Raw genomic sequence first — 25856 nt, forward strand, 5'->3', positions numbered from 1 at the left:
CGCGCTGTCGTCCCGTGCCGTCTCTCCGGCCAGTCTCGCATTCGCACAGGTCGGGCGGGGTGCGCGGGCCCTTGACGAGGATGCGGCGCCGCCAGCCCCGGGCCTCCCTGTGCGGCAGGCACTGGGCGCCATGGGTCCCCCCGCCGGCCAACGGAAAACAACTTTGAACGAGACGTCTCGTCTCGTCTACCCTCGGTGTCATGACCACGCCCGCACATGTCGCCATGTTCTCCATCGCCGCGCACGGCCATGTGAACCCCAGTCTGGAGGTGATCCGCGAACTGGTCGCCCGGGGCCACCGGGTCACGTACGCCATTCCGCCGGTGTTCGCCGAGAAGGTGGCCGCCACCGGGGCCCGGCCCGTGCCGTACAGCTCCACACTCCCCGGACCCGGCGCCGACCCGGCGGCCTGGGGGAGCACGCTGCTGGACAACGTGGAGCCGTTCCTCGCGGACGCGATCCAGGCACTCCCGCAGCTCGCGGCGGCCTACGCCGGCGATGAGCCCGGCCTCGTGCTGCACGACATCGCCTCCTACCCGGCCCGCGTCCTCGCCCACCGCTGGGGCGTCCCGGCGATCTCCCTCTCCCCGAACCTCGTCGCCTGGGAGGGGTACGAGGAGGAGGTGGCCGAGCCGATGTGGGCGGAGCCGCGGAAGACCCCGCGCGGGCAGGCGTACTACGCCCGGTTCGAGGCGTGGCTGGCGGAGAACGGGATCACCCAGCACCCGGATTCCTTCGTCGGCCGCCCGGCCCGCTCGCTCGTCCTCATACCGAAGGCGCTGCAGCCGCACGCCGACCGGGTCGACGAACGCATCCACACCTTCGTCGGCGCCTGCCAGGGCGACCGCGCCGAACAGGGCGACTGGCAGCGGCCCGCCGGCGCCGAGAAGGTCGTGCTGGTGTCGCTGGGCTCGGCCTTCACCAACCAGCCGGGCCTCTACCGCGAGTGCGTCCGTGCCTTCGCCGGCCTGCCCGGCCGGCACCTGGTCCTTCAGATCGGCCGGCATGTGGACCCCGCCGAACTGGGCGACGTACCAAAGGGCGTCGAAGTGCACGGCTGGATACCGCAGTTGGCGGTCCTGCGGCAGGCCGACCTGTTCGTCACGCACGCGGGTGCCGGCGGCAGCCAGGAGGGGCTGGCCACCGCCACGCCGATGATCGCCGTACCACAGGCCGTCGACCAGTTCGGCAACGCCGACATGCTCCAGTCCCTCGGCGTCGCCCGCCGACTGGACACCGAGGAGGCCACCGCCGACCGCCTCCGCGAGGCCGCGCTCGCCCTGGGGGCCGACCCGGAGGTGGCGCGGCGACTGAAGGACATCCAGGCGGAGATGGCGAAGGAGGGCGGCACGCGGCGGGCGGCGGACCTGATCGAGGCGGAATTGCGGGGCCGCGTAGCGAAGTAGGACACCTGGCCCCGCGTTTCTCCAGCCCCCTGGGGCCGGGGCTGGGCTGGTGTTGGGTCGCTTGCCCGCGCTTGCGGAGTGCCTCCCCCGCAGGGGGTACCTCCAGCGCCCACCCGTGCCGCCCCAGCGGCACGACTGCCCGCAGCTACGAGCGCCCGAAGGGGGCGCGGGGAACTGTGCCATCAGCCCCCACGCCCCGCACCCGCGCACGTTCTCAACCGCCCGGCGGGCAGGCGCCCATCCGGCCCGCCGAATCAGACCGGCAACCGCTCCGCCTCCTCCCGCACCGGACGGGCGGCGACCACGGCCGGCGTCTCGTCGTGGGTCAGGTCGGGCAGCCAGTGGAGCCACTTCGGCAGGTACCAGTTGCGCTCGCCGAGCAGGGCCATCACGGCCGGCAGCAGCACACCGCGGATGACCGTCGCGTCGATGAGGACCGCCGCGGCGAGGCCCACGCCCATCTGCTTCATGGACTGCATCGACAGCGTGCCGAAGATCGCGAACACGGCGACCATGATGACCGCGGCGCTGGTGACGACACCGGCCGTGGTCACCACGCCGTGCCGGATCGCGTCCTTCGTCGTACGGCCGTTCATGCGGGCCTCGCGGATCCGGGACACCACGAACACGTGGTAGTCCATCGACAGCCCGAACAGGATCACGAACAGGAACAGCGGCAGCCAGGTCACGATCGCGCCGACCCCCTCCGCGCCCACCAGCGAGGCACCCCAGCCGTGCTGGAAGACCGCGACGAGGATCCCGTACGCGGCGCCCACCGACAGCAGGTTGAGCACGATCGACGTGATCGCCACGGTCAGCGAGCGGAACGACAGCAGCATCAGCAGGAAGGCGAAGACGATCACGAACGCGAAGACCGGGACGACGGAGCCGAGCAGCTGGTCGTTGAAGTCGTGGTTGCCGGCCACCTGCCCGGTGATCGGCGCCTGCACGCCGTCCACCTTGCCGAGCGTGGCGGGCCGCACCTCGTCGCGCAGCTTGTCCAGGCTCTTGACCGCCCGGTCCATGTCGGAGCCGCCGACCAGCGGCACGGAGACCAGGGCGACGTTCTGCGCGTCGTGCACGCGGATGTCGACCGGGCCGCGCGAGGCACCGGAGGCGATCGCCTCCCTCTTGAAGTCGGCCAGCGCCTGCCGCACCTCGGGCGCGTTGATGTCCGTGGCCTTGACGACGACCTGGGCCGGTTCACTGCCGCCAGGGAAGGCGTCGTTGACGCGGTTGTAGGTCTGCACGATCGGCAGCGACTTCCCGAACTCCTGGTCCAGGGTGAGCTGCTGGGTGTTCATGCCGAGCGCGGGCGCGGCGACGGCCAGCAGCGCACCGGCCGCCACGACGACGGAGACCAGCGGCCTGGCCAGCACCGCGCGCAGTACGGCGGTCCAGACCCGGCTGCCCTCGCCCGCGGCCTGCTTCCGGTCGCGGTTCCGGCGGTTCAGGAACGGGATCCGGCCCTTCTCGACCCGCTCGCCGAGCAGCGACAACAGCGCCGGGAGGACCGTCACCGACCCGACCATGGCGACCGCGACCACCATCAGCGAGGCCAGGCCCATCGCCTCGAACTGGGCGAGCCCGGTGAAGAGCATGCCCGCCATCGCCACGCACACCGTGACACCGGAGACGATGACCGCCCGGCCGCTGGTGGCGGCGGCGATCCGCAGGGCGGTGCCCGGGTCCCGCCCGGCCTGCCGTTCCTCGCGCTCGCGGCGGAGATAGAACAGGCAGTAGTCGACGCCGACGGCCATACCGACCAGCAGCATCACGGAGTTGGCGGTGTCGCTCATCGGCTGCAGATGGCTGACGATGCCCATCAGACCCATCGTCGCCATGATCGCGGTGATCGCCAGGGCCACCGGCAGCAGTGCCGCGACCAGCGCCCCGAAGGCGATCAGCAGGATGCCGAGGGCCACCGGCACCGCCGAGTACTCGGCCTGCTTGAAGTCGTCCCCGAAGGCGTCCTTGTACTGCTTCTGCATGCTGGCGCCGCCGATCTCCTCGATCCGCAGCGAGCCGTGCGCCTTCCGCACCCCGGAGACCGCGTTCAGCACCGGCTCGACCCGGTCGACGGCCGTCTTGGCGTCACCGCGCATGTCGAACTGCACCAGCGCGCTGCGGCCGTCCCGGGAGATGGTGTGCGTGTCGTACGGCGAGGTCACGGCCGCGACCTTCCCGGTGCCTTCGACGGCCTTCACCACGTCGGCGACGGCGGCGCGGAACTCGGTGCCGGTCGCCGTGACTTCGGCATCCTTGGACTGGATCAGGACCGTCTCGCCGGCCGGCTCCTTGATCCCCGCGTCGTCGATGATCTGGGCGGCGGTGTGCGTCTCGCCCTTGAGCTGGTTGTTCTCGTCGACGTCGACCCGGCCCGCCGCCGAGCCGAGCCCCATGGCCAGCACTACGAACAGCACCCATATGCCGACGGCCGCCCAGCGGTGCCGGGCGCTCCAGCCGCCGGCGCGGGCGGCCAGCCCCCGCACCGGCACGTCCCTGTTCCCCATCGCGGGTCCTACCCCCTCGTGTGCGGTGGCGGCTCCCTGCCGCCACGTCTGCGCTTGCTCCGGTATGACCGTATGAGCTGGATAAACGCGTCTCGTCGTGCTGCCCGGTGAACTCGGCGAGCGGCCGGTCAGCACTGGGGAGGACGGCGGCCCCTTACACCTATCCGCACTTCTCGGGGGCGTGTCTCGGGGTTCGGCAGCCTGTTCCGCCGCCGGTCGGACATGGGTTGTCCGTTCTGCCGCCGGCGCGCCGGTTTGTGATTACGAAACTTTGTTGAACAAGTCACAGCTGCGTGAAGAGGTTGATCCGGTGCCCGCCGATCGGCGAGAGTTTCGCGCAGCCCCGCCCGGAGCGGGCCCGGCCGTCGTGCCCACCCCCACGGGGCACGACGGCCGCTTAGGGTGGCCGGATGACGACCTATGCGGCGCTGTTGCGCGGAATCAACGTCGGCGGCAGCAGGAAGCTGCCGATGGCCGACCTCCGTACGCTGCTGACCGGCCTCGGCCACACCGGCGTACGGACGCATCTGCAGAGCGGCCAGGCCGTGTTCACCGCCGATCACGGTGACGAGGAGTCGCTGGCGGCGGAGTTGAGCCGGGCGATCGAGGAGCGGTTCGGCTTCCCGGTCGACGTGATCGTGCGTGACCACACCTATCTGAAGGCGGTCGCCGAGGGCTGCCCGTTCCCGGCCGCCGACCTGGAGCCCAAGCAGCTCCACGTCACGTACTTCTCCGCACCGGTCACCCCGGACCGCTACGCGGACATCGACCCCGCCGCCCACCTTCCCGAGGAGTTCCGCCTCGGCGACCGCTGCCTGTACCTGTACGCCCCCGAGGGCCTCGGCCGCTCCAAGCTCGCCGAGGCACTGTCCCGGACGCGGCGCACCAAGGACCTGATCGCCACCAGCCGCAACTGGAACACCGTCGTCAAACTGGTCGAGCTGACCGCTCCGGGAGCGTGACGGTCCGCAGGGTCCAGCGGGTCGCCCGGATCGATGCACGGCGTCTGCCGCAGGTGAAGTCGTCTTTGCCCGCGCACACTTCGCCTTGTCCCAGAGGCAAGGTCAAGCACGGGCGCCGGCCGGACCTTGTCGGGCAGGGCCACGTACGCGTGTGCGAGGCTCTGCCCATGCGCTACATCATCATCGGGGCCGGAGCGGTCGGCGGGACCGTCGGCGGGCGGCTGGCCCAGGCGGGGCGTGACGTCGTCCTCGTGGCACGGGGCGGGCATCTGGCGACGCTGGCGGAGCAGGGACTCCGACTGCGGGTGCCTGAAGGCGAGTTGACGTACCGGCTGCCGGCCGTCGACGGGCCGGGCCCGCTCGGTGAGCTGCGGGCCGACGACGTCCTCGTGCTCGCCGCGAAGACCCAGGACACCGTGGCCGCCCTGGAGACCTGGGCCGACGCGCCCGTGGCCGGCGGGGGCACGGCGGCTGAGCGGCTGCCGCTCCTCCTGCTGCAGAACGGAGTCGAGAGCGGGCGGTTCGCGCTGCGCCGCTTCCGGCACGTGTACGGCGTCTGTGTCTGGCTGCCCTCGACCTTCGTGGAGCCCGGTGTCGTCTCCGCCGCGGGCACCCCGCTCACCGGCATCCTCCACCTCGGTCGCCTCCCGCACGGCACCGACGACACCGCCCGCCGGATCGCCGCCGACCTGGAGGCCTCCCACTTCGAGGCGCCGGTGGTGCCCGACGTGGCCCGCTGGCAGTACGCCAAGCTGCTCTGGAACCTCGGCACCGCATTCGAAGCCTTGTGCGGGCCCGCCTCCGACGAGGGCGCGCATGCCCTGCTCGGCCGCGTACGGGCCGAAGGGGCGGCCGTGCTCGACGCGGCCGGCATCGCGCGCGCCGACGCCGGGGAGCAGCGCGCGGCCCGTGGCGACAAGGTCACCCTGGTCCCGCTGGACGGGGCTCCGCGCGGCGGCGGTTCCTCCTGGCAGTCCCTCGCCCGGGGCACCGGCACCATCGAGGCCGACTACCTCAACGGGGAGATCGTGCTGCTCGGCCGGCTGCACGGCGTGGCGACCCCGCTGAACGAACTGCTGCAGCGGCTCGCCAACCTGTTCGCACGGGAGCACCGGGCCGCCGGGTCGATGCCGGTCGCGGAACTGGTGCGGATGGCCGACGCTGCCGAGGGCACGGTGCCGTCCGAGTCCGCTGCACCGCACGGCAGTTGACCTTCCGATCGGTTCGGCGTCCCGTCAGGACCCGGACCACACCTACCCATTCGTAGCAGGGGGCGGGCGAACGGTGGACGACGTCACCGAGGACGCCGGGCGGCGGCTCGCGGAGCGGTTCGAGGCGGACCGGCCGCACCTCACGGCCGTGGCATACCGGCTGCTGGGCTCGGCCGCCGAGGCCGACGACGCGCTGCAGGAGGCCTGGCTGCGGTCCCGGCAGGCCGACCTCGACACGGTGCACAACCTCACCGGCTGGCTGACCACCGTGGTGACCCGGGTCTGCCTCAACCTGCTGCGGGCCCGCCGCAACCGGCGCGAGGAGTTCCTCGGGGCCTACGACCACGACCATGACACCCCGGCGGTCTCCACCGGGGCCGGGGCCGGCGACCCCGTCCGGGAGGCGCTGCTGGCCGACCAGGTCGGCGTCGCGCTGCTGGTCGTCCTGGACACCCTCCGCCCGGCCGAGCGGGTCGCCTTCGTGCTGCACGACATGTTCGCCGTGCCCTTCGAGGAGATCGCCCCGCTCATCGAGAAGACACCGGCCGCCACCCGGCAGCTCGCCGTCCGGGCCCGCCGCCGGGTCCAGGGCCGGCCTGCCGCGCCCGCCGCCGACGCCGTACGCCGTCGGCGGGCCGTCGAGGCGTTCCTGGCCGCCACCCGCGGCGGCGACTTCACGGCCCTGGTCGCGCTGCTCGACCCGGACGTGGTGCTGCACGCCGACGCGCTGGTGGTACCCACGCCAGAACCGATCACCGTGCGGGGCGCCGTGCCCGTCGCCCAGGGAGCGATGGCCGCCATGGCGCGCGCCCGGCTCACCGGACTCGCCCTGCTGGACGGCGAGTTCGGCCTGGTCATGGCGGAGCACGGGCGGGCGCGCCTGGTCCTGGCGTTCGCCTTCGGCGCGGACGGCCGGATCACCGGGATCGACGTCGTGGCGGAAGCGGAACGCCTGCGCGGGACGGAGATCGCGGTGGTGGACCCGGTGCGGACCGGGGCAGGCGGCGGCCTGGAGGAATTGGACCGGTGAAGTGAGAGCGGATTGGGTCGGGACGCTGCACCAATCCGGCGGTAGCGTCGCTGCCATGACCTACCGCGACACCGCCACCGAGCCCGCCCCGACCCGGGTCGACTTCTTCTTCGACCCCGCCTGCCCCTTCGCCTGGATCACCTCCCGCTGGCTGCTGGAGGTCGAGCGCCTGCGCCCCCTCGACCTGCGGTTCCGGGTGATGAGCCTGTACCTGCACAACATCGGCAACGAACTGCCCGACTGGTACCGGGACTTGGTGGACAGGTCGATCGGTCCGGTGCGGGTTGCCGTGGCCGCCGCCGAACGGCACGGCGACAAGGTGCTGCGCGACCTGTACACCGCGTTCGGCACCCGGATCCACGAAGCCCGGATCGAGGACTTCGACCGGGTGGTCGCCGAGTCGCTGGCCGAACTCGGGCTGCCCGCCGACCTGTCGGCCGCTGCCCACGATCCGTCGTACGACGACGCGGTGCGCCGCAGTCACGAGGCCGGCGCCGAGCCGGAGACGGGCGGCTACGTGGGCACGCCCACCCTGCACATCGACGGCACGGTGTGGTTCGGCCCCGTGCTCCGCGCCGTTCCGCGTGGCGAGGAGGCGGCCGAACTCTTCGACAGCTTCCGGGCGCTGGCCCGTCACCCCGACCTCTTCGAACTCAAGCGCACCCGCACCGGAGCCCTCCGCTTCGACTGAACGAGGAACCAACCGACCAGGAAAGAGAGGGTGGCCGATAAACGTCCCTCGAACGCCTCGGGTTCGCCGCTCCTGTGACACACGAATCGTGAGCGGCGCAGAACGAAGTGCCGCCGCGGTCCGACGTCACAGGGGAGCGCCGGACCGCGGCGTCCCCTCTATCACGCGCCCGTCCTCCAGGGCCAGCCCTCGCAGAACCTCGCGACAAACTCATCCCGTTGTCCCTAGGGTGAAGCGCGCAGGCGGCCGGAAGGGCGACCGGAAGGGGCGAGGGGACCGATGAGCGCGACGGGCAGGCCGTTACGGGCCCTGCCGCGGTACCACTGCGACGGGGGCGACCCCGGAGGCGGGACGCCCCCGTGCTCCCCGCAACCCGGTCAACGGACGCCGGTCACCCGGATGGGTGGCGATTTTCGGCCTAGTAGGCGCCATCGCGGCTGGCCGGGCCCTGGCCCACCGCACTGCACGCGCGGTGTTCTTCTCCGCAACATCGGTAACGTCAGCCGCCCCAGCACCTTCGGTAGCCAGAGCCCGGTCGCCCGCGCCGAAGCCGTAGCCACCCCCAATCCCCCGAAGGCTCCTTCGGACCACAAGCGAGGACAGGACATGAGCACCTACGACTTCGGGATCACCCCGGCCTACTTCGCCCGCATCGACCCCAGGAACGGCACACCCGACATCGAAACCCTCATGGACGTCGCGGACCGGCTCACCGAGGCACTGCGGGCCGAGTACCCCGGGATCGCCGGAAACGGGGAGGTCATCCAGGCGGAGCTGGCGCTGTCGGCGGAGGACGGCCTGCCGCCCAACCGGGGCCGGATCCGCACCGCACTGGAGAACGTCGCCATCACGGCGGGCGCGGGCACCGCCAGCCTCACCTTCACCCAGCACCTCCTGCACGCGCTCGGCCTGTGACCCCAGGAGAGCCGGTCATGCCGCGGAAGCCGGGGAACGGTCAGGCGCCCAGGGCCGCAAGCGCCGGCCGGCGGGCCGCGTCGTAGCGTTCCAGCAGCACCCGCGCCACCTCCGGCGCGGGACCCAGCACGTCCGCCAGTACGTCCGCCCCGGCCGCGCCCCGCGCGATGCGGTCCGGCAGAAAGCCGGGGGCCAGGACGTACGGTGCGACGGCGACCCGCTCGCAGCCGAGGGCGCGCAGTTCGGCCACCGCGTCCTCGGTGCGCGGAAGGGATGCGGAGGCGAACGCAGGTCGCACGGCGCACCAGCCGGTGTGCCGCCACTCCCGCGCGATTTCTGCGATCACTGCGATCGCCTCCGGGTCGGTGGACCCCGCCGAGGCCAGCACGACCCCGGTCGAGGACTTGTCGGCGGGCGTCAACCCCGCCTCGTACAGCCGTCGTTCCAGTGCCGACAACAGGAGCGGCGACGGACCCAGCACGTCCGCCTGCCGGATCCGCAGCCGCGTCGGCGCCTCCCGCAGCACGGCGGGGATGTCGGCCTTGGCGTGGAACGCGCGGGTCAGCAGCAGGGGCAGGGCGACGACGTCCTGGACGCCGTCCGCGGCCAGGGACTCCAGCACCCCGTGCACGGACGGCACGTTGAAGTCCAGGAAACCGGTCTCCACGCGCAGCCCCGGCCGCTGCGACCGCACCCGCTCCACGAGGGCGTGCACGGTCGCGGCGTGCCGTGGATCGCGGCTGCCGTGGGCGATGACGAGAAGGACCGGTTCGCGCATGCCGTGCCTCAGCCCTTCACCAGCAGGCCGCGGCTGCGCAGCACCCACCGCTCCAGCGGGCTGAAGACCAGCAGGTCGATGGCGATGCCGACGAACAGGATGAGCAGGATGGCCTCGAACACCATGGCCATGTCGCTGGCGGTGCGGGCGTTCTCCAGCAGCTGGCCGAGGCCCGTGCCCAGGTCGGGGAAGTTGGCGATGATCTCCGCGGCCATCAGGGAGCGCCAGGAGAAGGCCCAGCCCTGCTTCATGCCCGCCACATACCCCGGCAGGGCGGCCGGCAGAGTGACGTGCCAGGTGCCCTTCAGACCCGTGGCGCCCATCGTGCGGCCCGCGCGCAGGAACAGCGGCGGCACCTGGTCCACGCCGGACACCAGACCGTTGGCGATGGACGGCACGGCGCCGAGCAGGATCACCGCGTACATCATCGAGTTGTTCAGGCCCAGCCAGATCACCGCGGGCGGCACCCATGCCACCGACGGCAGCGACTGCAGACCGGACAGGATCGGGCCGATGGCCGCACGCACGAACCTCACCCGCGCCACCAGCAGGCCCAGCGGGGTGCCGATCAGCAGCGCGAGGCAGAAGCCGAGCAGACCGCGCGAGACGCTGGTCCAGATGTAGCCGAGCAGCTTGCCCTGCAGCCAGTCGTTGCGGAAGGCGTGCCAGACCGCGCCCGGCGTGGGCAGCTTGGTCGGATCGGCGACGATCTTCAGCGTGATCAGGCCCTGCCAGACCACCAGGACCACGACGATCGCGGTGACCGGCGGTACGACCTTGTCGACGAAGGTCCTGCTCAGCGGCGTACGGCCCGGCTGCGCGGTCTCCAGCGCGTCGAGGCCCGCCTCCACGCTCCCCGACTCCGGGGAGGTCGTCGTCTCAGTGCTGGCCATGGCGGCGGATCTCCCCACGCAGGACTTCGGTGATCTCCAGCGACAGTTCCGCCACGGGCGCGTCCTCGATGCGGCGCGGCTGCCGAATGTCGACCTCCCACTCCCGGGCCACCCGGCCCGGACGGGAGGACAGCAGCACGACACGCTGCGCGAGCCGCACCGCCTCGCGCACGTTGTGCGTCACGAACAGCACGGACAGCCCGGTCTCCGACCAGATGCGGGTCAGCTCGTCGTGCAGCACGTCCCGGGTGATGGCGTCCAGCGCCGCGAACGGCTCGTCCATCAGCAGCAGGTTGCTTTCCTGCGCGAGCGCGCGGGCCAACGCCACCCGCTGGCGCATACCGCCGGACAGCTCGTGCACGCGCTTGCCGTACGCGCCCTTCAGCCGGACGAGTTCGAGCAGTTCCTCGGCCCTGCCGCGCCGCTCGGACTTCGCCACGCCCCGCAGTTTCAGGGCGAGTTCGATGTTCTTGCCCGCGGTCAGCCACGGGAACAGGGCGTGTTCCTGGAACATCAGGGCCGGGCGGCCGTCGGTCGTGATGGACCCGGCGGTGGGCCGGTCCAGGCCCGCCACCAGGTTCAGCAGCGTGGACTTGCCGCAGCCCGAGGCCCCCAGGAGGGTGACGAACTCGCCGGGCGCGACATCGAGGGTGATGTCGTCCAGGACGAGCTGTTGCCCGCCGGGCGTCGCGAAGGACTTCGAGACATGCTCGAGGCGTGCGGCGTAATCGACCGACTCAGCGGCCTTGGCAAGGGTTGTGGCCATGGTCGTCACCTCCTGGGAACTCGTCGGGCTCTTGCGTCAGCTGCTGCCGAGACCGGCGTCGCCGACCGTGCTCTCGCCTGAGGCCCTGAGGACCTTGTTGAGGATCGTCAGGTCGTAGATCCCCTTGAGGTTCGGCTTGTCCAGCAGGCCGGCCTTGACCGCGTGCGCCGCCTCGGTGCCGAGGGTGGAGGCCAGCGGGTCGTCGGTGAACCGGATGGACTTCCAGGCCGGGTCGAGCACGTTGGCCGGGAGCGCCTTGCCGGAGTCCGCCGCCAGCTGCTCGTTCGCGGCCGCCTTCGCCTGGTCCGGGTTGGCGTTGATCCACTTGTTGGCCGCGACCGAGGCCTTCAGCACCGCCTCGACGGCCTTCGGGTGCTCCTTGAGGAAGGCCTGCCGCACGATGATGTTCGTGATCACGAACTTCTTGTCCGGCCACAGCGACGACTCGTCCAGCAGCACCTTGCCGCCCTCGGCGACCAGCTTCGACGCGGTCGGCTCCGGGACCCAGGCGCCGTCGACGGAACCGGACCTGTAGGCGTCCGGGGTGATCTTGTTGTCGGTGCGGACGACCGTGACGTCACCCTTGCCGCTCTGCGCGTCGACCTTCCAGCCCTGCTCGGCGGCCCAGTTGAGGAATGCCACGTCCTGCGTGTTGCCGAGCTGCGGGGTCGCGATCTTCTTGCCCTTGACGTCCTTGAGGGACGTGATCCTCTTGGGGTTCACGACCAGCTTGACGCCGCCGGAGGCCGAACCGCCGATGATCTTCAGGTTCTTGCCGTCGGACTTGGTGTAGCCGTTGATCGCCGGGGACGGGCCGATCCAGCCGATGTCGATGGAGCCGGAGTTGAGGGCCTCGATCTCGGACGGCCCGGCGTTGAAGGTGGCGTAGTCGGCCTTGGTGGCGCCCAGTTCCTTCTGGAAGAAGCCCTTCTGCACGCCGACCAGCGCGGTCGCGTGGGTCAGGTTTCCGAAGTACCCGATCTTGACGGAGTCGAGGCCGTCGATCTTCTTGGCCCCGGCGGCGACCTTGGCGGTGTCGTCGTTCTTGGCCTGGGAGCCGTATCCGCAGGCGGCCAGAGTGAGGAGGGGGAGCGCGGCGAGCGCGGATATGCTGCGACGGAACAGCTTCGAGCGGTTGGCAGGCACGGGAGGGGTTCCTCTCGTTGGCCCGGCGGTCACGTCTCTCAGGTCGTGGCCGGGAAGTCGGCAGGTCTTCGTCTACGGCGGTGGGGGGTGAGGGCGCGCAAGCGGTGCGCGTACGTCACAGCACACATCGCGCTACCCCGCCCTGCCCGCTGCCGAGGGCGCCGCTGCCGACGCGGCCGCCCTCCTTCGCGAACGTCGAGTAGACGTCGGTCGTCGTCATGGTCAGAAGTCCCAGCCGTCGTCTTCGGACTTGTCCTTGACCGGCTCGGGGGTGGCGAACGACTCGCCGACCATGCCCGCGGTGAGCGTGGTGCCGTCGCCGGGGTCGATCAGGATGAAGGAGCCCGTGCGGCGGGAGTCGGCGTAGGAGTCGAGCGGCAGCGGCTCGGCGGTACGGATCTTCACCCGGCCGATGTCGTTGGCGACGAGCTGTCCCGGGTGCGGATGCAGGGACAGGTCGTCGAGCGTGAGCCGGGACGGGATGTCCTTCACGATCGCCTTGACCGTGCGGGTGCCGTGCTTGAGCAGCACGCGGTGGCCGACGGTCAGCGGGGCGTCGGCCACGTGGCAGACGGTCGCCTCCACGTCCTGGGTGGTGGCCGGCGCGTCCTTCGTGGGCACGATCAGGTCGCCGCGCGAGACGTCGATGTCGTCCTGGAGCAGGATCGTCACCGACTGCGTCGTCCACGCCACGTCCACCGGCTCGCCCAGCAGGTCGATCCCGGAGATCCTCGTCGTCCGCCCCGACGGCAGGACGGTGACCTCCTCGCCGACGCGGAAGGTGCCCGCCGCGATCTGCCCCGCGTAGCCCCGGTAGTCCGGGTGCTCGGCGGTCTGCGGCCGGATCACGTACTGCACGGGCAGCCGGGCGTGGCAGTGCGCCAGATCGTGGCTCACGGGAACGGTTTCGAGGTGTTCCAGGACGGTCGGGCCGCCGTACCAGTCCATGTTCGCGGACGGCTCCACCACGTTGTCACCGGCCAGCGCCGAGATCGGGATCGCGGTTACCTCCGGCACGCCCAGCTCGGTCGCGTACGCCGTGAACTCCTCGGCGATCGCGGCGAACACGGACTCCTGGTACGCGACGAGGTCCATCTTGTTGACCGCGAGGACGACGTGCGGCACGCGCAGCAGAGCCGCGATCGCCGCGTGCCGGCGGGTCTGCTCGACCACGCCGTTGCGGGCGTCGACGAGGATCACGGTCAGCTCGGCGGTGGAGGCACCGGTGACCATGTTGCGGGTGTACTGCACGTGCCCGGGCGTGTCGGCCAGGATGAACCGGCGGCGCGGGGTGGCGAAGTAGCGGTAGGCGACGTCGATGGTGATGCCCTGCTCCCGCTCGGCGCGCAGGCCGTCGGTGAGCAGCGCGAGGTCCGGGCCGTCCTGGCCACGGCTCGCGGAGGCCCGCTCCACGGCCTCCAGCTGGTCGGTGAGAACCGACTTGGAGTCGTGCAGCAGCCGTCCGACGAGCGTGGACTTGCCGTCGTCGACGGAACCCGCGGTGGCGAACCGCAGCAGCGTGGTGGCCGAGAGCGCCTCGGTCGTGATCGTGCTCATGGCTAGAAGTACCCCTCGCGCTTGCGGTCTTCCATCGCGGCCTCGGACAGCTTGTCGTCGGCGCGGGTCGCGCCCCGCTCGGTGAGCCGGGACGCGGCGATCTCGGCGATCACGGCGTCCAGCGTGGTGGCGTCGGAGTCCACGGCGCCGGTGCAGGACATGTCACCGACGGTGCGGTAGCGCACCTGCCGCTTCTCCACGGTCTCGCCGTCCTTCGGGCCGCCCCACTCGCCGGCCGTCAGCCACATGCCGCCCCGCTGGAACACCTCGCGCTCGTGCGCGAAGTAGATCTGCGGCAGCTCGATGCCCTCACGTTCGATGTACTGCCACACGTCCAGCTCGGTCCAGTTGGACAGCGGGAACACCCGCACGTGCTCGCCGGGGGCGTGCCGGCCGTTGTACAGGTTCCACAGCTCCGGCCGCTGGCGGCGCGGGTCCCACTGGGAGAACTCGTCGCGCAGCGAGAACACCCGCTCCTTGGCGCGCGCCTTCTCCTCGTCGCGGCGTCCGCCGCCGAACACCGCGTCGAACTTCTCGCTCTGGATCTTCTCCGTCAGCGGAAGCGTCTGCAGCGGGTTGCGGGTGCCGTCGGGACGCTCCTTGAGTACACCCCGGTCGATGTAGTCCTGTACGGAGGCCACATGGAGACGCAGCCCATGTGCGGCCACCACACGGTCCCGGTACTCAAGGACCTCGGGGAAGTTGTGTCCCGTGTCCACATGCAGCAGCGAGAACGGCACCGCCGCCGGGGCGAACGCCTTCAGCGCCAGGTGCAGCATGACGATCGAGTCCTTGCCACCGGAGAAGAGAATCACCGGGTTCTCGAACTCGCCCGCCACCTCGCGGAAGATGTGCACCCCCTCGGACTCCAGCGCGTCCAGGTGCGACAGGGCGTACGGGCTGTCCGTACCGTCCTCGACCTTGGCCACGGTCGTCATGCCAGTCCCCTCTCGCTCAGCAGGGCGTACACGGACGCCGCGGACTCCTGCACGGTCTGGTACTGCGACTCGATCCGCAGATCCGGCGCCTTCGGTTCCTCGTAGGGGTCGTCGACACCCGTCAGCCCGGACAGCTCGCCCGCGGCCTGCTTGGCGTACAGCCCCTTCACATCGCGCACGCTGCACACCTCGACGGGGGTGGCCACATGGATCTCCAGGTACGGCGTCCCGTTCTCCGCGTGCCGCCCCCGTACCGCCTCCCGGCTGTCGGCGTACGGCGCGATCACCGGCACCAGAGCCTTGACGCCGTTGCGGGCGAGCAGTTCGGCGAGGAAACCGATGCGCTGGACGTTGGTGTGCCGGTCCTCGCGGGAAAAGCCGAGGCCCGCCGAGATGAACTCGCGGATCTCGTCGCCGTCGAGCACCTCGACGCGGTGGCCGTCGGCACGCAGCCGGCCGGCCAGCTCGTGGGCGATGGTGGTCTTGCCGGCGCTCGGCAGACCCGTGAGCCAGACGGTGGCTCCGGTGGTCACGTCGTTCTCCTGAAGAGTGTGATGGTTCGTCATCCGTGCAGCCCGCACTCGGTCTTGGCGCGGCCCGCCCAGCGGCCGGCGCGCGCGTCCTCGCCTTCCAGGACCCGGCGGGTGCAGGGGGCGCAGCCGATGGAGGCGTAGCCGTCCATCAGCAACGGGTTGGTGAGCACGCCGTGCTCGGTGACGTAGGCGTCCACGTCGTCCTGGGTCCAGCGGGCGATCGGGGAGACCTTGACCTTCTGCCGCTTCTCGTCCCAGCCGACGACCGGGGTGTTCGCCCGGGTCGGGGACTCGTCGCGGCGCAGGCCGGTCGCCCACGCCTGGTAGCCCTTCAGCCCCTCCTCCAGCGGCTGCACCTTGCGCAGCTTGCAGCACAGGTCGGGGTCGCGGTCGTGCAGCCTCGGACCGTACTCCGCGTCCTGCTCGGCGACCGTCTGCTTCGGCGTCAGGGTGATGACGTTGACGTCCATCACGGCCTCGACGGCGTCGCGGGTGCCGATGGTCTCCGGGAAGTGGTAACCGGTGTCGAGGAAGACCACATCCACGGGGGCCTCGCCCTTCGACACCCGGGAGGCGAGATGGGCGACGACGGCGTCCTCCATGGACGAGGTGACGCAGAACTTCGTGCCGAAGGTGTCGACCGCCCACTGCAGGATCTCCAGGGCGGAGGCGTTCTCCAGGTCGCGGCCCGCCTGCTCGGCGAGCGCCTTCAACTCCTCGCTCGTACGGTCTTCCTGAGCCGTCGTCATGTCTGTGGGTCCCCTCCGTTGTCGGCTTGCTGAAGGCCCCGGGCCAGCAGCCCGAGGAACTTCAGCTGGAATGCGCGGTTGCACGCCCCGCATTCCCAGGCGCCGTGGCCCTGCTCGCCCGGACGCAGGTCCTCGTCGCCGCAGTAGGGGCAGTAGAAGGGCGCGGCGCGCTCCGTCACGACAGAGCCTCCTCGCCGGCCCGCGCGGCCCAGGCGGCGAACCGCTCGCCGTCCTCGCGCTCGGCCTGGAACCGCTTCAGCACCCGCTCGACGTAGTCGGGCAGCTCATCCGCGGTGACCTTCAGCCCGCGCACCTTGCGGCCGAAGCCCGGCTCCAGGCCGAGGGCGCCGCCGAGGTGCACCTGGTAGCCCTCGACCTGCTCGCCCTTGTCGTTGAGCATGAGCTGGCCCTTGAGGCCGATGTCCGCGACCTGGATACGGGCGCAGGCGTTCGGGCAGCCGTTGAGGTTGATGGTGATCGGCTCGTCGAAGTCCGGCAGGCGGCGCTCCAGTTCGTCGATCAGCGTCGAGCCGCGCTGCTTGGTCTCGACGATGGCGAGCTTGCAGAACTCGATGCCGGTGCAGGCCATGGTGCCGCGCCGGAAGGAGGACGGCCGGGCGGTGAGGTCCAGCGCCTCCAGGCCCTCGACCAGCGAGTCGACCTTGTCCTGCTCGACATCGAGGACGATCATCTTCTGCTCGACGGTGGTGCGCACCCGGCCCGAGCCGTGTGCCTCCGCGAGATCGGCGATCTTCGTCAGCGTGGCGCCGTCGACGCGGCCGACCCGCGGGGCGAAACCGACGTAGAACCGGCCGTCCTTCTGCCGGTGCACACCGATGTGGTCGCGCCACTGCTGCACGGGCTGCTCGGGCGCGGGCCCGTCGGTCAGCCTGCGCCCTCCCAGGTACTCGTCCTCCAGCACCTGACGGAACTTCTCCGCGCCCCAGTCGGCGACGAGGAACTTCAGCCGGGCCCGGTTGCGCAGCCGGCGGTAGCCGTAGTCACGGAAGATCGAGATGACGCCCTCGTAGACGTCCGCGACCTCCTCCAGCGGCACCCAGGCGCCGAGCCGCACGCCCAGCTTGGGGTTGGTGGACAGACCGCCGCCCACCCAGACGTCGAAGCCCGGGCCGTGCTCGGGGTGCCGTACGCCGACGAAGGCCACGTCGTTGATCTCGTGCACGACGTCCAGCAGCGGCGAACCCGAGATGGCCGTCTTGAACTTCCGGGGGAGGTTCGAGTACGCCTTGTTGTTCAGGACGCGGCGCTTCATCTCCTCCAGCGCGGGGGTGGCGTCGATGATCTCGTCCTCGGCGATACCGGCGACCGGCGAGCCGATCATCACACGCGGGGTGTCACCGCAGGCGGTGACGGTGGACAGGCCCACGCCCTCCAGCCGCTCCCAGATCTCGGGCACGTCCTCGATCCGGATCCAGTGGTACTGCACGTTCTGCCGGTCGGTGATGTCCGCGGTGCCGCGCGCGAACTCCTGGGAGATCTCACCGATGACCCGCAGCTGCTGGGTGGTCAGCGCGCCGCCGTCGATGCGCACCCGCATCATGAAGTAGCGGTCGTCCAGCTCCTCCGGCTCCAGCACCGCCGTCTTGCCGCCGTCGATACCGGGCTTGCGCTGGGTGTACAGCCCCCACCAGCGCATCCGGCCGCGCAGGTCGCTGGGGTCGATCGAGTCGAAACCGCGCTTGGAGTAGATCGTCTCAATGCGTGTCCGCACATTGAGACCGTCGTCATCCTTCTTGACCTGCTCGTTGCCGTTGAGCGGGGTGAAGTGACCCACCGCCCACTGACCCTCACCACGGTGACGGCTCACCCTGCGGCGGGGCGCGGAGGCGGCGGGGTTCGACGGAGTGGCGGCCATGGTTCTACGTCCTTCGGGACCGGTGGGAAGCGGCTCTCACCTGCACATGCGCGCGCACGCGGGCAGGCGTGCGCGTCGTTGCGCAGGGAAAAATCAGGCAGAGGGTTCGCGGCGGTGCTGGGGCGCTCAGCTCGCCGGACAGATGGCGCTGGACATGCGGCCGAGGTCGACGTGCCGCCGACTCACCAAGGCAATTCCAGTTCCAGACATGACGGAAGCGTGTCATGGTGATCTGGACACAGTCCAGCTTTATCCATCATGCGGACACCCTTGTCCCGGAATATGGGACAAGGGTGTCGTCGCTCACATGACCTGCGGGAAAGCTTGTCCCGGCAGGTCGGACGGGGTATCAGGCCGGGTGTGCGCCGGGCCAGGGCCCGGGCGCCGGCGCATCCGGCTCCAGCTCGACCTTGGTGTCGAACAGTGTGAAGCCGCGCCGCTGGTAGTTGTCCATGGCGAACTCGCCGTCCTTGCTGCAGGTGTGCAGCCACACCCGCTTCGTCGGCGTCAGCTGCGGCCACCGCTCGGCCAGGTCCCAGGCACGCGCCGTACCGTGCGACAGCAGATGGCCGCCGATGCGCCGTCCGCGGAAGGCGGGGATCAGCCCGAAGTAGACGATCTCGACCACGCCCTCGTCCTGCGACTCCAGCTCCACATAGCCGGCCGGGGTGCCCCGGTCGTAGGCCACCCAGGTCTCCACCCCGGGCCGGTCCAGGTGCTCCTGCCACCGGGCGTACGCCCAGCCCAGCCGGTCGGTCCAGCGGATGTCGCCGCCGACCGAGGCGTACAGGAAGCGGCTGAACTCGGGGGAGGGAACCTCGGCGCGGACGATCCGGACATCGCCCTCGGGCGCGGCGGCGGGCAGAAGGTCGGCCGGCGAGGTCTGCTCCAGGGACCAGGTGGTGACGGGGACGCTGCTCATGCGGGCCAGGGAATCATTCCGTCCCCCGGTCTGTCGATCGACCTGGTCAAGTGACGGGGCGGGGGTATCTCGGGTCCGGCTCCGCGGCAGGACCGGCTCAGGGGCTGGACGGGGGATCGGGTCGCTTCAGCGGCTGTTCCGGTGGCAGGGTCGGCTCAGGGGGTTGTTCCGGCGGCAGGCAGGCAGGCAGGCAGGCAGGTCAGGCCAGGGGCCGTTCGGGCCGTTCGGGCCGTTCGGGCCGGTCAGGGGTTGGTCGGGGGAGCGGGTGGCCTCAGGGGTCGGTCTGGTGCCGGGCCTGGCCCAGGGGTTGGCTCGGCGGGTGGGCCACCCACAGCTGGATCGGTGAGTGGGGCGGTCCTGGGGCCGGTCCGGGGGGTGGGTCGCTTCAGCGGCTGGTCCGGTGGCGGGGGCGGGTCAGGGATTGGGCGGGGGAGTGGGTGGCCTCAGGGGCCCTCTGATTGCGGGCCTGGCTCGGGGGTTGGGCCGGCGGGGGTGGGTCATTCGGGGCCGGGGGCGGTGAGCAAGCCAGTGCCGAGGCTGCTCCGGGGAGTGGGTTACCTCAGCGGATGGTCCGGCGGGGGAGCCCGGCCCAGGGGGGCGAGTGGGCAGCACGAGCCGGTCCCGCGGGCGAGTCACCCAGGGTCGCTTCAGTGGATCTTCGTCCCAGGGCGTGGGTCGAACGGTGTGGTCAGTGCAGGGAGCGGTCCAGCTCGGCCAGGGGCATGGCGAAGAGCATGCGGTCCGTCAGCGACCACACCTCGCCCGTCTCCTGCCAGTAGGACAGGGCACCCGCCGCCTCGGCCCAGCAGCGGTGGGAGCCGTCCGCGCCGCAGCGCGCAGCCTTCGCCCCGCCGGCGTCCTGTCGCCACAGCGTGCCGTGTCCGTCCCATGAGCCGGGCAGACGTCCCACATACCAGGACGCGTCCTCCGCGCCGGGCTGCCAGTACGACAGCACGCCCCGGATTCCCGCCGCCCGGGTCCGGTACGCCTCCGCCGCCGTGACCCGCCCCGCGGCGTCCGTGGCGAGCAGCCCCCCACGCGCCGGATCCGTGCTCAACGCGTACCGCCACAGCCGGGCGTTCCGCTCGCCGTCCGGCGCGGTCCACTCCGCGGCGACCAGACTGTCCGGCACCGTGCCCCGGTCGACGGCGAGCGCGCCGGGACAGGGCGGGCCGGAGCGGTCGCAGCGCCCCCCGGTGAAGCGGTAGGAGCCGATCGCGGGCATCACATAGCGGTAGCCGTCGGCGGACCAGCCGCCGGGCACCCGGCCGATCGCGGGCCCGTCGACGCCCACGCGCTGGATCCGGTCGAGGTCGTAGACATACAGCGCGTCGGCGCCGCCGGTCCTCGCGGTGACCAGCAACTTGTCCTGGTACCAGACCATCCCGGAGATCTCGGAGGCCAGCGCCCGGTAGTCGCGGCCGCCGTCGACCGGCACCACCAGCAGCACCCAACGGTAGGAGAGGCGGGCCGGGTCGTCGGCGTTCACGAAGGCCACCCTGGCCAGCCCCCGCTCGGCCGCCCGGCCGGTGGAGGTGCTGTGGGTCCAGCCGGCGAGCAGGACCCGGTGGGTGCCCCAGACGCCGTCGTCGTCGGCGTCCCCGGACGTCGTCACCGATGCCGGCCGCCAGCCGGTGGCGTCGGAGTCGGCCGGGTCCCAGCAGTAGCCGCGGGTGGCGGACGGGGTGACGGGCAGGGACGCGCGGTCGGCGGAGGAACAGTCGGAGGAGGTGCGCATCGCGCGGTCGGCGCTCGCCAGGACGGAGTCCACGCCGACCGGGTGGCCCATCGCGGCGGAGAGCCGGTCCAGTGTGCGGGCGGGGACCAGCTGCTCCTGGAGCCGCAGCCGGCCGGTGTCCGCGGGGGAGGAGAGCGGCTTGAGCGCGCCGGGGCTGTCGGTGACGTCCGCCTGGGAGGCGCTGATCAGGGTGGCGGCCGCGGTGAGCGCCAGCGCGGTCCCGGTCAGGACCGCGCGCAGTGCAGCGCCCCTCCTGCGCCGGCGGTGTCTGCCGCGATGCTTCATCTCGTCCCCTTCTCCAGGGCTCCTTCGCCGCCGGGGCGCGCCGGCCGGTGGCGGACCAACTGCGCCCGACGGCCCGTACGTTGACGCGTGAAGCGGCTGGGAAGACCCTCATGGGATGCTACGGCAGCAACGGCCCGCGCAGGGCGAAGACCCCGCAAATATGCTGAAGACACGCTCACCGGTCGGCGGGTCCGCCGCACTGCGCGGCCGTCCGCCTCCGCGTGATCGCCGGAGCCGTCGAGGAGAGCAGCAGGTCACCGGGGTTGTCGGGGAGAAGTACCTCGATCTCCGTGTCTTCGCGGAAACGATACGGCCGATGCTGCAGAAGTTCCCCGCAGTACCGTCGTATCCGGGACATCTCAGCCCGTACCGTCACCGTGCGCGAGGGATCCCCGAACAGATCCTCGGCGAGGGCCGCCGCCCCCCGGCCCGCGCGATGCGCGGCGAGCAGATACAGCAACTCGGCGTGTCGGGGGCTGAGTTCACGCGACCAGGAACCCGCCGATCCGGACACCGTCAGCGTGTTGCGGCCCGGCCTGCCCAGATCCAGCACGATCCGCGTGGCCGTGCCGACCGGTTCCTCGGCCGCCCGCAGCAGCCAGCCCCCGGCCAGCGGCTCCACCGCGCACGAACCCAGCGACGGCAGCCACCGGCGGCCCGGCGCCAGCGCCTTGGGCAGCGCGACGCGCCGTACGTACGGCATCCCGGACACCGCCGCCGACCAGCCGTCCCGGTCCACCGCCAGCGCCCGCCCGTCCAGCCGGGCGAGCACCGGCGCCGCCACCGACCGCAGCCGCTCCAGCGAGTCCAGGTGCATCTCCCGCAGCCGCGCCTCGGCCAGCTTGGCCACCGAGTCCACCCAGGCGAGGGTTGCCGGATGCATGGTCTCCAGCGGGCCGCTGACGTCCACCACACCGATCAGCCGGCCGTCCCTGGGGTCGGTGATCGGCGCGCCGGTACAGGTCCAGGCGGCGTGCGAGCGGACGAAGTGCTCGGCGGCGAAGACCTGCACGGGCCGCCGCACGACCGCCGGGGTGCCCACCCCATTGGTGCCGACGACGTCTTCCCGCCAGTCCGCGCCGAGTTCGAAGCCCAGCCCGTCCGCCTTGCGCAGCACCGGCGGGGACCCCTCCCGCCACAGCACCCGCCCGTCGGCGTCGGCGACGACCATGATGTGCTGGGCGACGTCGGCGACCGAAAGCAGACCCTGGCGCAGCACCGGCAGGACGTGCCTGAGCGGTGACTCCTCGCGCCGGCGCCGCACTTCGTCGGAGGACAGCAGTCCGGATCTGAAGTCGTGGTCGGGATCGACACCGCTGCGCAGCATCCGTCCCCAGGACTCCTCGATCACCGGCCGGGGCGCGATCCTCGCCCGCTGACCGGCGAGGGTGGCGTCGCGTACCTCGTTCAGCAGCCGCGCCGCCAGGGTCGCGTCCATGACGGCCAGGCGCGCCACGTTCATCGGCGGGTTCACCACGGGGGTCCTCCCGGAAAGGGCGTCGAACATACTTGTCAAGCAATCCGGGCGGCGGTTTCCGGCCCGGCTGTGCCTCTCATACTGCCGCTCCGGGCAGGCCGGAGGCACACACTCCGCGCATGTGCACCGATAAGTTGCAACCCCCTGCAACCCTGGTGGACGGTCGGAGGGTGGCCGAGACTTGACCCGACGCGGTGTCGCGTCCGCGGGCTTAACGGGCCCATGAGGTGGGGGTGGTGCCGTGTCGGCGCAGCACCACCCCCACCGGGGGTCTGGCCGACTGCGCTCGGTGCGGCCGGCGCTTCAGAGTGCCGGACGGGCTCGTTCCACAATCGACGCCAGGTCCAGGCCCGTTGGCAGCGTGCCGAACGACGCTCCGTGGTCTCCGCCCAGTCGGGACGCGCAGAAGGCGTCTGCCACTTCCGGTGGGGCATGCCGGACCAGAATGGAACCCTGGAGCACCAGTGCGAGGCGCTCCACGAGCCGTCGTGCGCGGCCCTCGACGGAGTCCAGGTCGGCGAGTTCGGTGAAGAGGTCCTTCACGGCGCGGTCGAGGCGGTTGTCGGCGCCGTGGGTCCGGCCGATCTCGGTCAGGCAGGCGTCGAGTGCCCCCGGCTCGCGTTGCAGCGCCCGGAGCACGTCCAGTGCCTGAACGTTTCCGGCGCCCTCCCAGACGGAGTTCAGCGGTGACTCCCGTACCAGCCGGGGCAGGCCCGACTCCTCGACGTAACCGTTTCCGCCCAGGCACTCCGCGGCCTCGACCGCAACGGGCGCACAGCGCTTGGTGATCCAGTACTTGGCGGCCGGCACCGCCAGCCGCAGAAAGGCGCGCTCCTGTTCGCCGCCGTCGTCGCAGGCGGCCGCCAGCCTGAGCGTGAGCGCGGTCGCCGCCTCCGACTCCAGCGCGAGGTCGGCGAGGACGTTGCGCATCAGCGGCTTGTCGATCAGCTTCCCGCCGAACGCCTCCCGGTGGGCGCAGTGGTGCACGGCCTGTGCCACCGCCTGCCGCATCAGGCCCGCCGAGCCCAGCGCGCAGTCCAGCCGGGTCGCCGCGACCATCCCGATGATCGTCCGCACTCCGCGCCCCTCCTCGCCCACCCGGCGCGCCCAGGTGCCGGCGAACTCCACCTCGGCCGAGGCGTTGGACCGGTTGCCGAGCTTGTCCTTCAGGCGCTGGATGAGGAAGACGTTGCGGCTGCCGTCGGGCAGGACACGCGGCACCAGGAAACAGGTGAGGCCTTCCGGGGCCTGCGCCAGCACCAGGAAGGCGTCCGACATCGGCGCGGAGCAGAACCACTTGTGCCCGGTCAGCTCGTAGGCGCCCGCCTCCGCGAGCGGCCGGGCCTCGGTGGTGTTCGCGCGGACGTCGCTGCCGCCCTGCTTCTCGGTCATGCCCATGCCGAAGAGTACGCCGGGCTTGTGCGCGGCGGGCCTCAGCTCACGGTCGTACACCGTGGACGTCAGCCGCGGCTCCCACTCGGCGGCGAGCTCGGGGTCGGTGCGCAGCGCCGGCACCGCAGCGTGGCTCATCGACAGCGGACAGCAGTTGCCCGCCTCGACCTGGGTCCAGACCAGGAAGCCGGCGGCCCGGCGGACGTGACCGGACGGGCGGGTCCAGGCGCCGGTCAGCCCCGCCGAGACACCCTTGCCGAGCAGCCGGTGCCAGGCCGGGTGGAAGTCGACCTCGTCGATCCGGTGGCCGTAGCGGTCGTGGGTGCGCAGCCGGGGCGGGTGCTCGTTCGCCTGCACCGCCCACTCCTGCAGCTGCGCCGAGCCCGCGGCGCGGCCCAGCGCGGACAGCTCCGAGCACACCTCGTCGAGCACGTCCGGACCGGTGTGCCGCTCGACGGCCGCCACGAGGGCCCGGTCGGCGGCGAAGACGTCGTAGCCGGCCAGGGGAGGCGGCTGGTTCGTCACGGTGTGGGTGGAGGTGCCTGCCATGATTGCGAACCTACCCGGGACAGCGGCGGTGATGGCCTCCAGAGTGGCACAGGTGCCCCCGCCGGGCGCGCAGGATGTGCTCACCTGCCCCGGAAGGTGAGGCGGGTCCGGTGCTGCGGATACCTTTGGGTCGTGCAGCCAGCAAGTGAACCCCCCGAGCGGACCACGGGTCGCCTCCACCGGGCCAGAGCCCTGTACCGGAACGTATCCAAGCGCAGGACCGCCTGGCTGCTGCTCAAGGACACCGTCAACTCCTGCATGGAGTACCGCATCCTGGGCCTGGCGGCCGAGGCGGCGTTCTTCACGCTGCTGTCCGTGCCGCCGCTGCTGCTCTGCCTCATCGGGCTGCTCGCCTACGTCGACACCTGGACCGGCGCCCACACCATCAGCAGCCTGGAGACCAACATCCTCGAGGCCTCCCGGACGGTCCTGTCCGACAAGGGCGTGAAGGAGATCACCCAACCGATCCTGCACGACGTGATGAGGGGCCGGCCCGACGTCATCTCCATCGGCTTCGTCTTCGCCCTGTGGTCGGGATCGCGCGCGGTGAACGTCTTCATCGACACCATCACCGTGATGTACGGCCTCGACGGCGTGCGGGGCATCGTCAAGACCCGGATGATGTCGTTCCTGCTGTTCATCGTGGCGCTGCTGATCGGCTCGGTGGCCCTGCCGCTGATGGTGGCGGGCCCCGACGCGGTGGTGCGGGTGGTGCCCTGGTCGGCGACGGTGGTCCAGGTCCTGTACTGGCCGGTCGTCATGGTCCTGTCCATCGTCTTCCTGACGACCCTGTACCACGTGTCCGTGCCGGTCCGCTCCCCGTGGATCGAGGACGTCCCCGGCGCCCTCGTGGCCCTGGCCATGTGGGTCCTCGGCAGCTTCCTGCTGCGGATCTACCTCGTGCACACCATCGAGGGCGCCACGATCTACGGCTCCCTCGCCGCCTCCGTCGCCGTGCTCCTGTGGATCGGCGTGGCGGCCTTCGCCGTCCTCGTCGGCGCGGCCGTGAACGCCGCCATCGACCGGGTCTGGCCCGCCGCCGCCACGGCAGCCGCCCGCGCCGCGAACGAGCGGATGCGCGAGGCCCAGGTCGCCGAGTACGTCGCCCGGGCCGCGGCGGCCCGCGAAGCCGACCCCGACGACCCCGACATGCCCTCCGAGTTCCCCGAGCGCTGGTCCCGCTTCCTGCCCCCGGAGGACGTCACGGCCCGCCTGCGCACCCACGCCAGGCACACCCACCACGGGCACAAGAGCAACGGCCGGGACCCGCACGAGGCCGACGGCCGACATCCGCACGAGGACGACGGGCGGCCTCCGCACGACACCGACGAACGGCATCCCCATGGGGTCAACGGGGACGGGGGCACGGGACGGCAGTGGACGTGACCGGCGGGCCGTAAGAGCGTGCGGCCTGCGGGCCGTGGGGGGCCTGCGGCGTGCTGACGGGGCATGCGCGTCCTGACCGTGCTCCGGGGCGCCGGGCAACTGCTCGACGGCCGCCCCGGCACACTCGCCGCCGCCACGCTGCC

General features: G+C 71.6%; 22 protein-coding genes and 1 pseudogene. 7 read left to right on the top strand and 16 right to left on the bottom strand.

All coding sequences use genetic code 11. The features are described from left to right. Positions 1–130: 130 nt before the first annotated feature. Positions 131–1406, top strand: a pseudogene (gene mgt, locus ACWGJ5_RS25155) (macrolide-inactivating glycosyltransferase). Between the two features lie 254 nt (positions 1407–1660). Here mgt and ACWGJ5_RS25160 read toward each other — a convergent pair. Continuing rightward, the gene (locus tag ACWGJ5_RS25160) at positions 1661–3919 is read right to left on the bottom strand and encodes an MMPL family transporter (RefSeq protein WP_453311933.1); all 2259 of its coding nucleotides are present in this window, start codon (positions 3917–3919) and stop codon (positions 1661–1663) included. Positions 3920–4329: 410 nt separating this feature from the next. Here ACWGJ5_RS25160 and ACWGJ5_RS25165 point away from each other — a divergent pair, with 410 nt between their 5' ends. The 5 genes from ACWGJ5_RS25165 to ACWGJ5_RS25185 all read left to right on the top strand — a co-directional run bounded on the left by ACWGJ5_RS25165 (position 4330) and on the right by ACWGJ5_RS25185 (position 8728). Continuing rightward, positions 4330–4881: a DUF1697 domain-containing protein gene (locus ACWGJ5_RS25165; RefSeq protein ID WP_453311934.1), complete on the top strand. Its 552-nt coding sequence runs from the start codon at positions 4330–4332 to the stop codon at positions 4879–4881. Positions 4882–5048: 167 nt separating this feature from the next. Next, a complete protein-coding gene (locus ACWGJ5_RS25170; RefSeq protein WP_453311935.1) occupies positions 5049–6092 on the top strand; it encodes a ketopantoate reductase family protein in 1044 nt (347 codons plus the stop codon). A 73-nt stretch (positions 6093–6165) separates the two neighbouring features. Continuing rightward, positions 6166–7122, top strand: a complete 957-nt coding sequence (locus tag ACWGJ5_RS25175) for a sigma-70 family RNA polymerase sigma factor (RefSeq protein WP_453311936.1) — start codon at positions 6166–6168, stop codon at positions 7120–7122. Between the two features lie 55 nt (positions 7123–7177). Continuing rightward, positions 7178–7813 (top strand): mycothiol-dependent nitroreductase Rv2466c family protein, encoded by a 636-nt coding sequence (locus tag ACWGJ5_RS25180; RefSeq protein WP_453311937.1) that lies wholly within the window; start codon positions 7178–7180, stop codon positions 7811–7813. 606 nt (positions 7814–8419) lie between these two features. Beyond that, complete coding sequence (locus ACWGJ5_RS25185; protein WP_453311938.1) at positions 8420–8728, top strand: hypothetical protein; 309 nt, start codon at positions 8420–8422, stop codon at positions 8726–8728. A gap of 40 nt (positions 8729–8768) precedes the next feature. On the opposite strand, the gene ACWGJ5_RS25190 is transcribed toward ACWGJ5_RS25185, so the two are convergent. The 15 genes from ACWGJ5_RS25190 to ACWGJ5_RS25260 form a co-directional block, all read right to left on the bottom strand. After that, positions 8769–9506 carry a sirohydrochlorin chelatase gene (locus ACWGJ5_RS25190; protein WP_453311939.1) on the bottom strand — a complete coding sequence of 246 codons (738 nt, stop codon included), beginning with the start codon at positions 9504–9506 and terminating at the stop codon, positions 8769–8771. An 8-nt stretch (positions 9507–9514) separates the two neighbouring features. Continuing rightward, positions 9515–10399: an ABC transporter permease gene (locus ACWGJ5_RS25195; protein ID WP_453311940.1), complete on the bottom strand. Its 885-nt coding sequence runs from the start codon at positions 10397–10399 to the stop codon at positions 9515–9517. Further along, complete coding sequence (locus ACWGJ5_RS25200; protein WP_453311941.1) at positions 10386–11165, bottom strand: ABC transporter ATP-binding protein; 780 nt, start codon at positions 11163–11165, stop codon at positions 10386–10388. Before ACWGJ5_RS25200 ends, ACWGJ5_RS25195 begins: the two co-directional genes overlap by 14 nt. Positions 11166–11201: 36 nt before the next feature. After that, a complete protein-coding gene (locus tag ACWGJ5_RS25205) occupies positions 11202–12311 on the bottom strand; it encodes an aliphatic sulfonate ABC transporter substrate-binding protein (protein WP_453311942.1) in 1110 nt (369 codons plus the stop codon). A 222-nt stretch (positions 12312–12533) separates the two neighbouring features. After that, positions 12534–13868 (bottom strand): sulfate adenylyltransferase subunit 1, encoded by a 1335-nt coding sequence (locus tag ACWGJ5_RS25210; protein WP_453311943.1) that lies wholly within the window; start codon positions 13866–13868, stop codon positions 12534–12536. Positions 13869–13870: 2 nt separating this feature from the next. Beyond that, positions 13871–14806, bottom strand: a complete 936-nt coding sequence (gene cysD, locus ACWGJ5_RS25215) for a sulfate adenylyltransferase subunit CysD (RefSeq protein WP_453311944.1) — start codon at positions 14804–14806, stop codon at positions 13871–13873. Beyond that, positions 14803–15339, bottom strand: a complete 537-nt coding sequence (cysC, locus tag ACWGJ5_RS25220; protein WP_453311945.1) for an adenylyl-sulfate kinase — start codon at positions 15337–15339, stop codon at positions 14803–14805. The genes cysD and cysC overlap by 4 nt, the downstream gene beginning before the upstream one ends. 29 nt (positions 15340–15368) lie before the next feature. Further along, a complete protein-coding gene (locus ACWGJ5_RS25225; protein ID WP_453311946.1) occupies positions 15369–16088 on the bottom strand; it encodes a phosphoadenylyl-sulfate reductase in 720 nt (239 codons plus the stop codon). Further along, entirely contained in the window at positions 16085–16267 is a 183-nt protein-coding gene (locus ACWGJ5_RS25230) for a hypothetical protein (RefSeq protein ID WP_453311947.1), read from the bottom strand. The genes ACWGJ5_RS25225 and ACWGJ5_RS25230 overlap by 4 nt, the downstream gene beginning before the upstream one ends. Continuing rightward, positions 16264–17964 (bottom strand): nitrite/sulfite reductase, encoded by a 1701-nt coding sequence (locus ACWGJ5_RS25235; RefSeq protein WP_453311948.1) that lies wholly within the window; start codon positions 17962–17964, stop codon positions 16264–16266. Before ACWGJ5_RS25235 ends, ACWGJ5_RS25230 begins: the two co-directional genes overlap by 4 nt. 126 nt (positions 17965–18090) lie before the next feature. Continuing rightward, entirely contained in the window at positions 18091–18174 is an 84-nt protein-coding gene (locus ACWGJ5_RS25240) for a putative leader peptide (RefSeq protein WP_309486338.1), read from the bottom strand. A 139-nt stretch (positions 18175–18313) separates the two neighbouring features. Further along, positions 18314–18886: a GNAT family N-acetyltransferase gene (locus ACWGJ5_RS25245; protein ID WP_453311949.1), complete on the bottom strand. Its 573-nt coding sequence runs from the start codon at positions 18884–18886 to the stop codon at positions 18314–18316. A 688-nt stretch (positions 18887–19574) separates the two neighbouring features. Beyond that, complete coding sequence (locus ACWGJ5_RS25250; RefSeq protein ID WP_453311950.1) at positions 19575–20909, bottom strand: hypothetical protein; 1335 nt, start codon at positions 20907–20909, stop codon at positions 19575–19577. Positions 20910–21084: 175 nt separating this feature from the next. Next, positions 21085–22371 (bottom strand): GAF domain-containing protein, encoded by a 1287-nt coding sequence (locus ACWGJ5_RS25255; protein WP_453312059.1) that lies wholly within the window; start codon positions 22369–22371, stop codon positions 21085–21087. Positions 22372–22689: 318 nt separating this feature from the next. Further along, entirely contained in the window at positions 22690–24327 is a 1638-nt protein-coding gene (locus ACWGJ5_RS25260) for an acyl-CoA dehydrogenase family protein (RefSeq protein WP_453311951.1), read from the bottom strand. A gap of 132 nt (positions 24328–24459) precedes the next feature. Between ACWGJ5_RS25260 and ACWGJ5_RS25265 the strand changes: the two genes are divergently transcribed. Continuing rightward, complete coding sequence (locus ACWGJ5_RS25265) at positions 24460–25713, top strand: YhjD/YihY/BrkB family envelope integrity protein (protein ID WP_453311952.1); 1254 nt, start codon at positions 24460–24462, stop codon at positions 25711–25713. Positions 25714–25856: the final 143 nt, after the last annotated feature.

It is taken from the genome of Streptomyces sp. NPDC054783 (assembly GCF_053611725.1).

Coding starts and splice junctions, on each gene's coding strand:
- ACWGJ5_RS25160 (WP_453311933.1), bottom strand. CDS start 3,919: ATGGGGAACAGGGACGTGCCGGTGCGGGGGCTGGCCGCCCGCGCCGGC.
- ACWGJ5_RS25165 (WP_453311934.1), top strand. CDS start 4,330: ATGACGACCTATGCGGCGCTGTTGCGCGGAATCAACGTCGGCGGCAGC.
- ACWGJ5_RS25170 (WP_453311935.1), top strand. CDS start 5,049: ATGCGCTACATCATCATCGGGGCCGGAGCGGTCGGCGGGACCGTCGGC.
- ACWGJ5_RS25180 (WP_453311937.1), top strand. CDS start 7,178: ATGACCTACCGCGACACCGCCACCGAGCCCGCCCCGACCCGGGTCGAC.
- ACWGJ5_RS25185 (WP_453311938.1), top strand. CDS start 8,420: ATGAGCACCTACGACTTCGGGATCACCCCGGCCTACTTCGCCCGCATC.
- ACWGJ5_RS25190 (WP_453311939.1), bottom strand. CDS start 9,506: ATGCGCGAACCGGTCCTTCTCGTCATCGCCCACGGCAGCCGCGATCCA.
- ACWGJ5_RS25195 (WP_453311940.1), bottom strand. CDS start 10,399: ATGGCCAGCACTGAGACGACGACCTCCCCGGAGTCGGGGAGCGTGGAG.
- ACWGJ5_RS25200 (WP_453311941.1), bottom strand. CDS start 11,165: ATGGCCACAACCCTTGCCAAGGCCGCTGAGTCGGTCGATTACGCCGCA.
- ACWGJ5_RS25210 (WP_453311943.1), bottom strand. CDS start 13,868: ATGAGCACGATCACGACCGAGGCGCTCTCGGCCACCACGCTGCTGCGG.
- cysD (WP_453311944.1), bottom strand. CDS start 14,806: ATGACGACCGTGGCCAAGGTCGAGGACGGTACGGACAGCCCGTACGCC.
- ACWGJ5_RS25225 (WP_453311946.1), bottom strand. CDS start 16,088: ATGACGACGGCTCAGGAAGACCGTACGAGCGAGGAGTTGAAGGCGCTC.
- ACWGJ5_RS25235 (WP_453311948.1), bottom strand. CDS start 17,964: ATGGCCGCCACTCCGTCGAACCCCGCCGCCTCCGCGCCCCGCCGCAGG.
- ACWGJ5_RS25240 (WP_309486338.1), bottom strand. CDS start 18,174: ATGTCTGGAACTGGAATTGCCTTGGTGAGTCGGCGGCACGTCGACCTC.
- ACWGJ5_RS25245 (WP_453311949.1), bottom strand. CDS start 18,886: ATGAGCAGCGTCCCCGTCACCACCTGGTCCCTGGAGCAGACCTCGCCG.
- ACWGJ5_RS25250 (WP_453311950.1), bottom strand. CDS start 20,909: ATGAAGCATCGCGGCAGACACCGCCGGCGCAGGAGGGGCGCTGCACTG.
- ACWGJ5_RS25255 (WP_453312059.1), bottom strand. CDS start 22,371: ATGAACGTGGCGCGCCTGGCCGTCATGGACGCGACCCTGGCGGCGCGG.
- ACWGJ5_RS25260 (WP_453311951.1), bottom strand. CDS start 24,327: ATGGCAGGCACCTCCACCCACACCGTGACGAACCAGCCGCCTCCCCTG.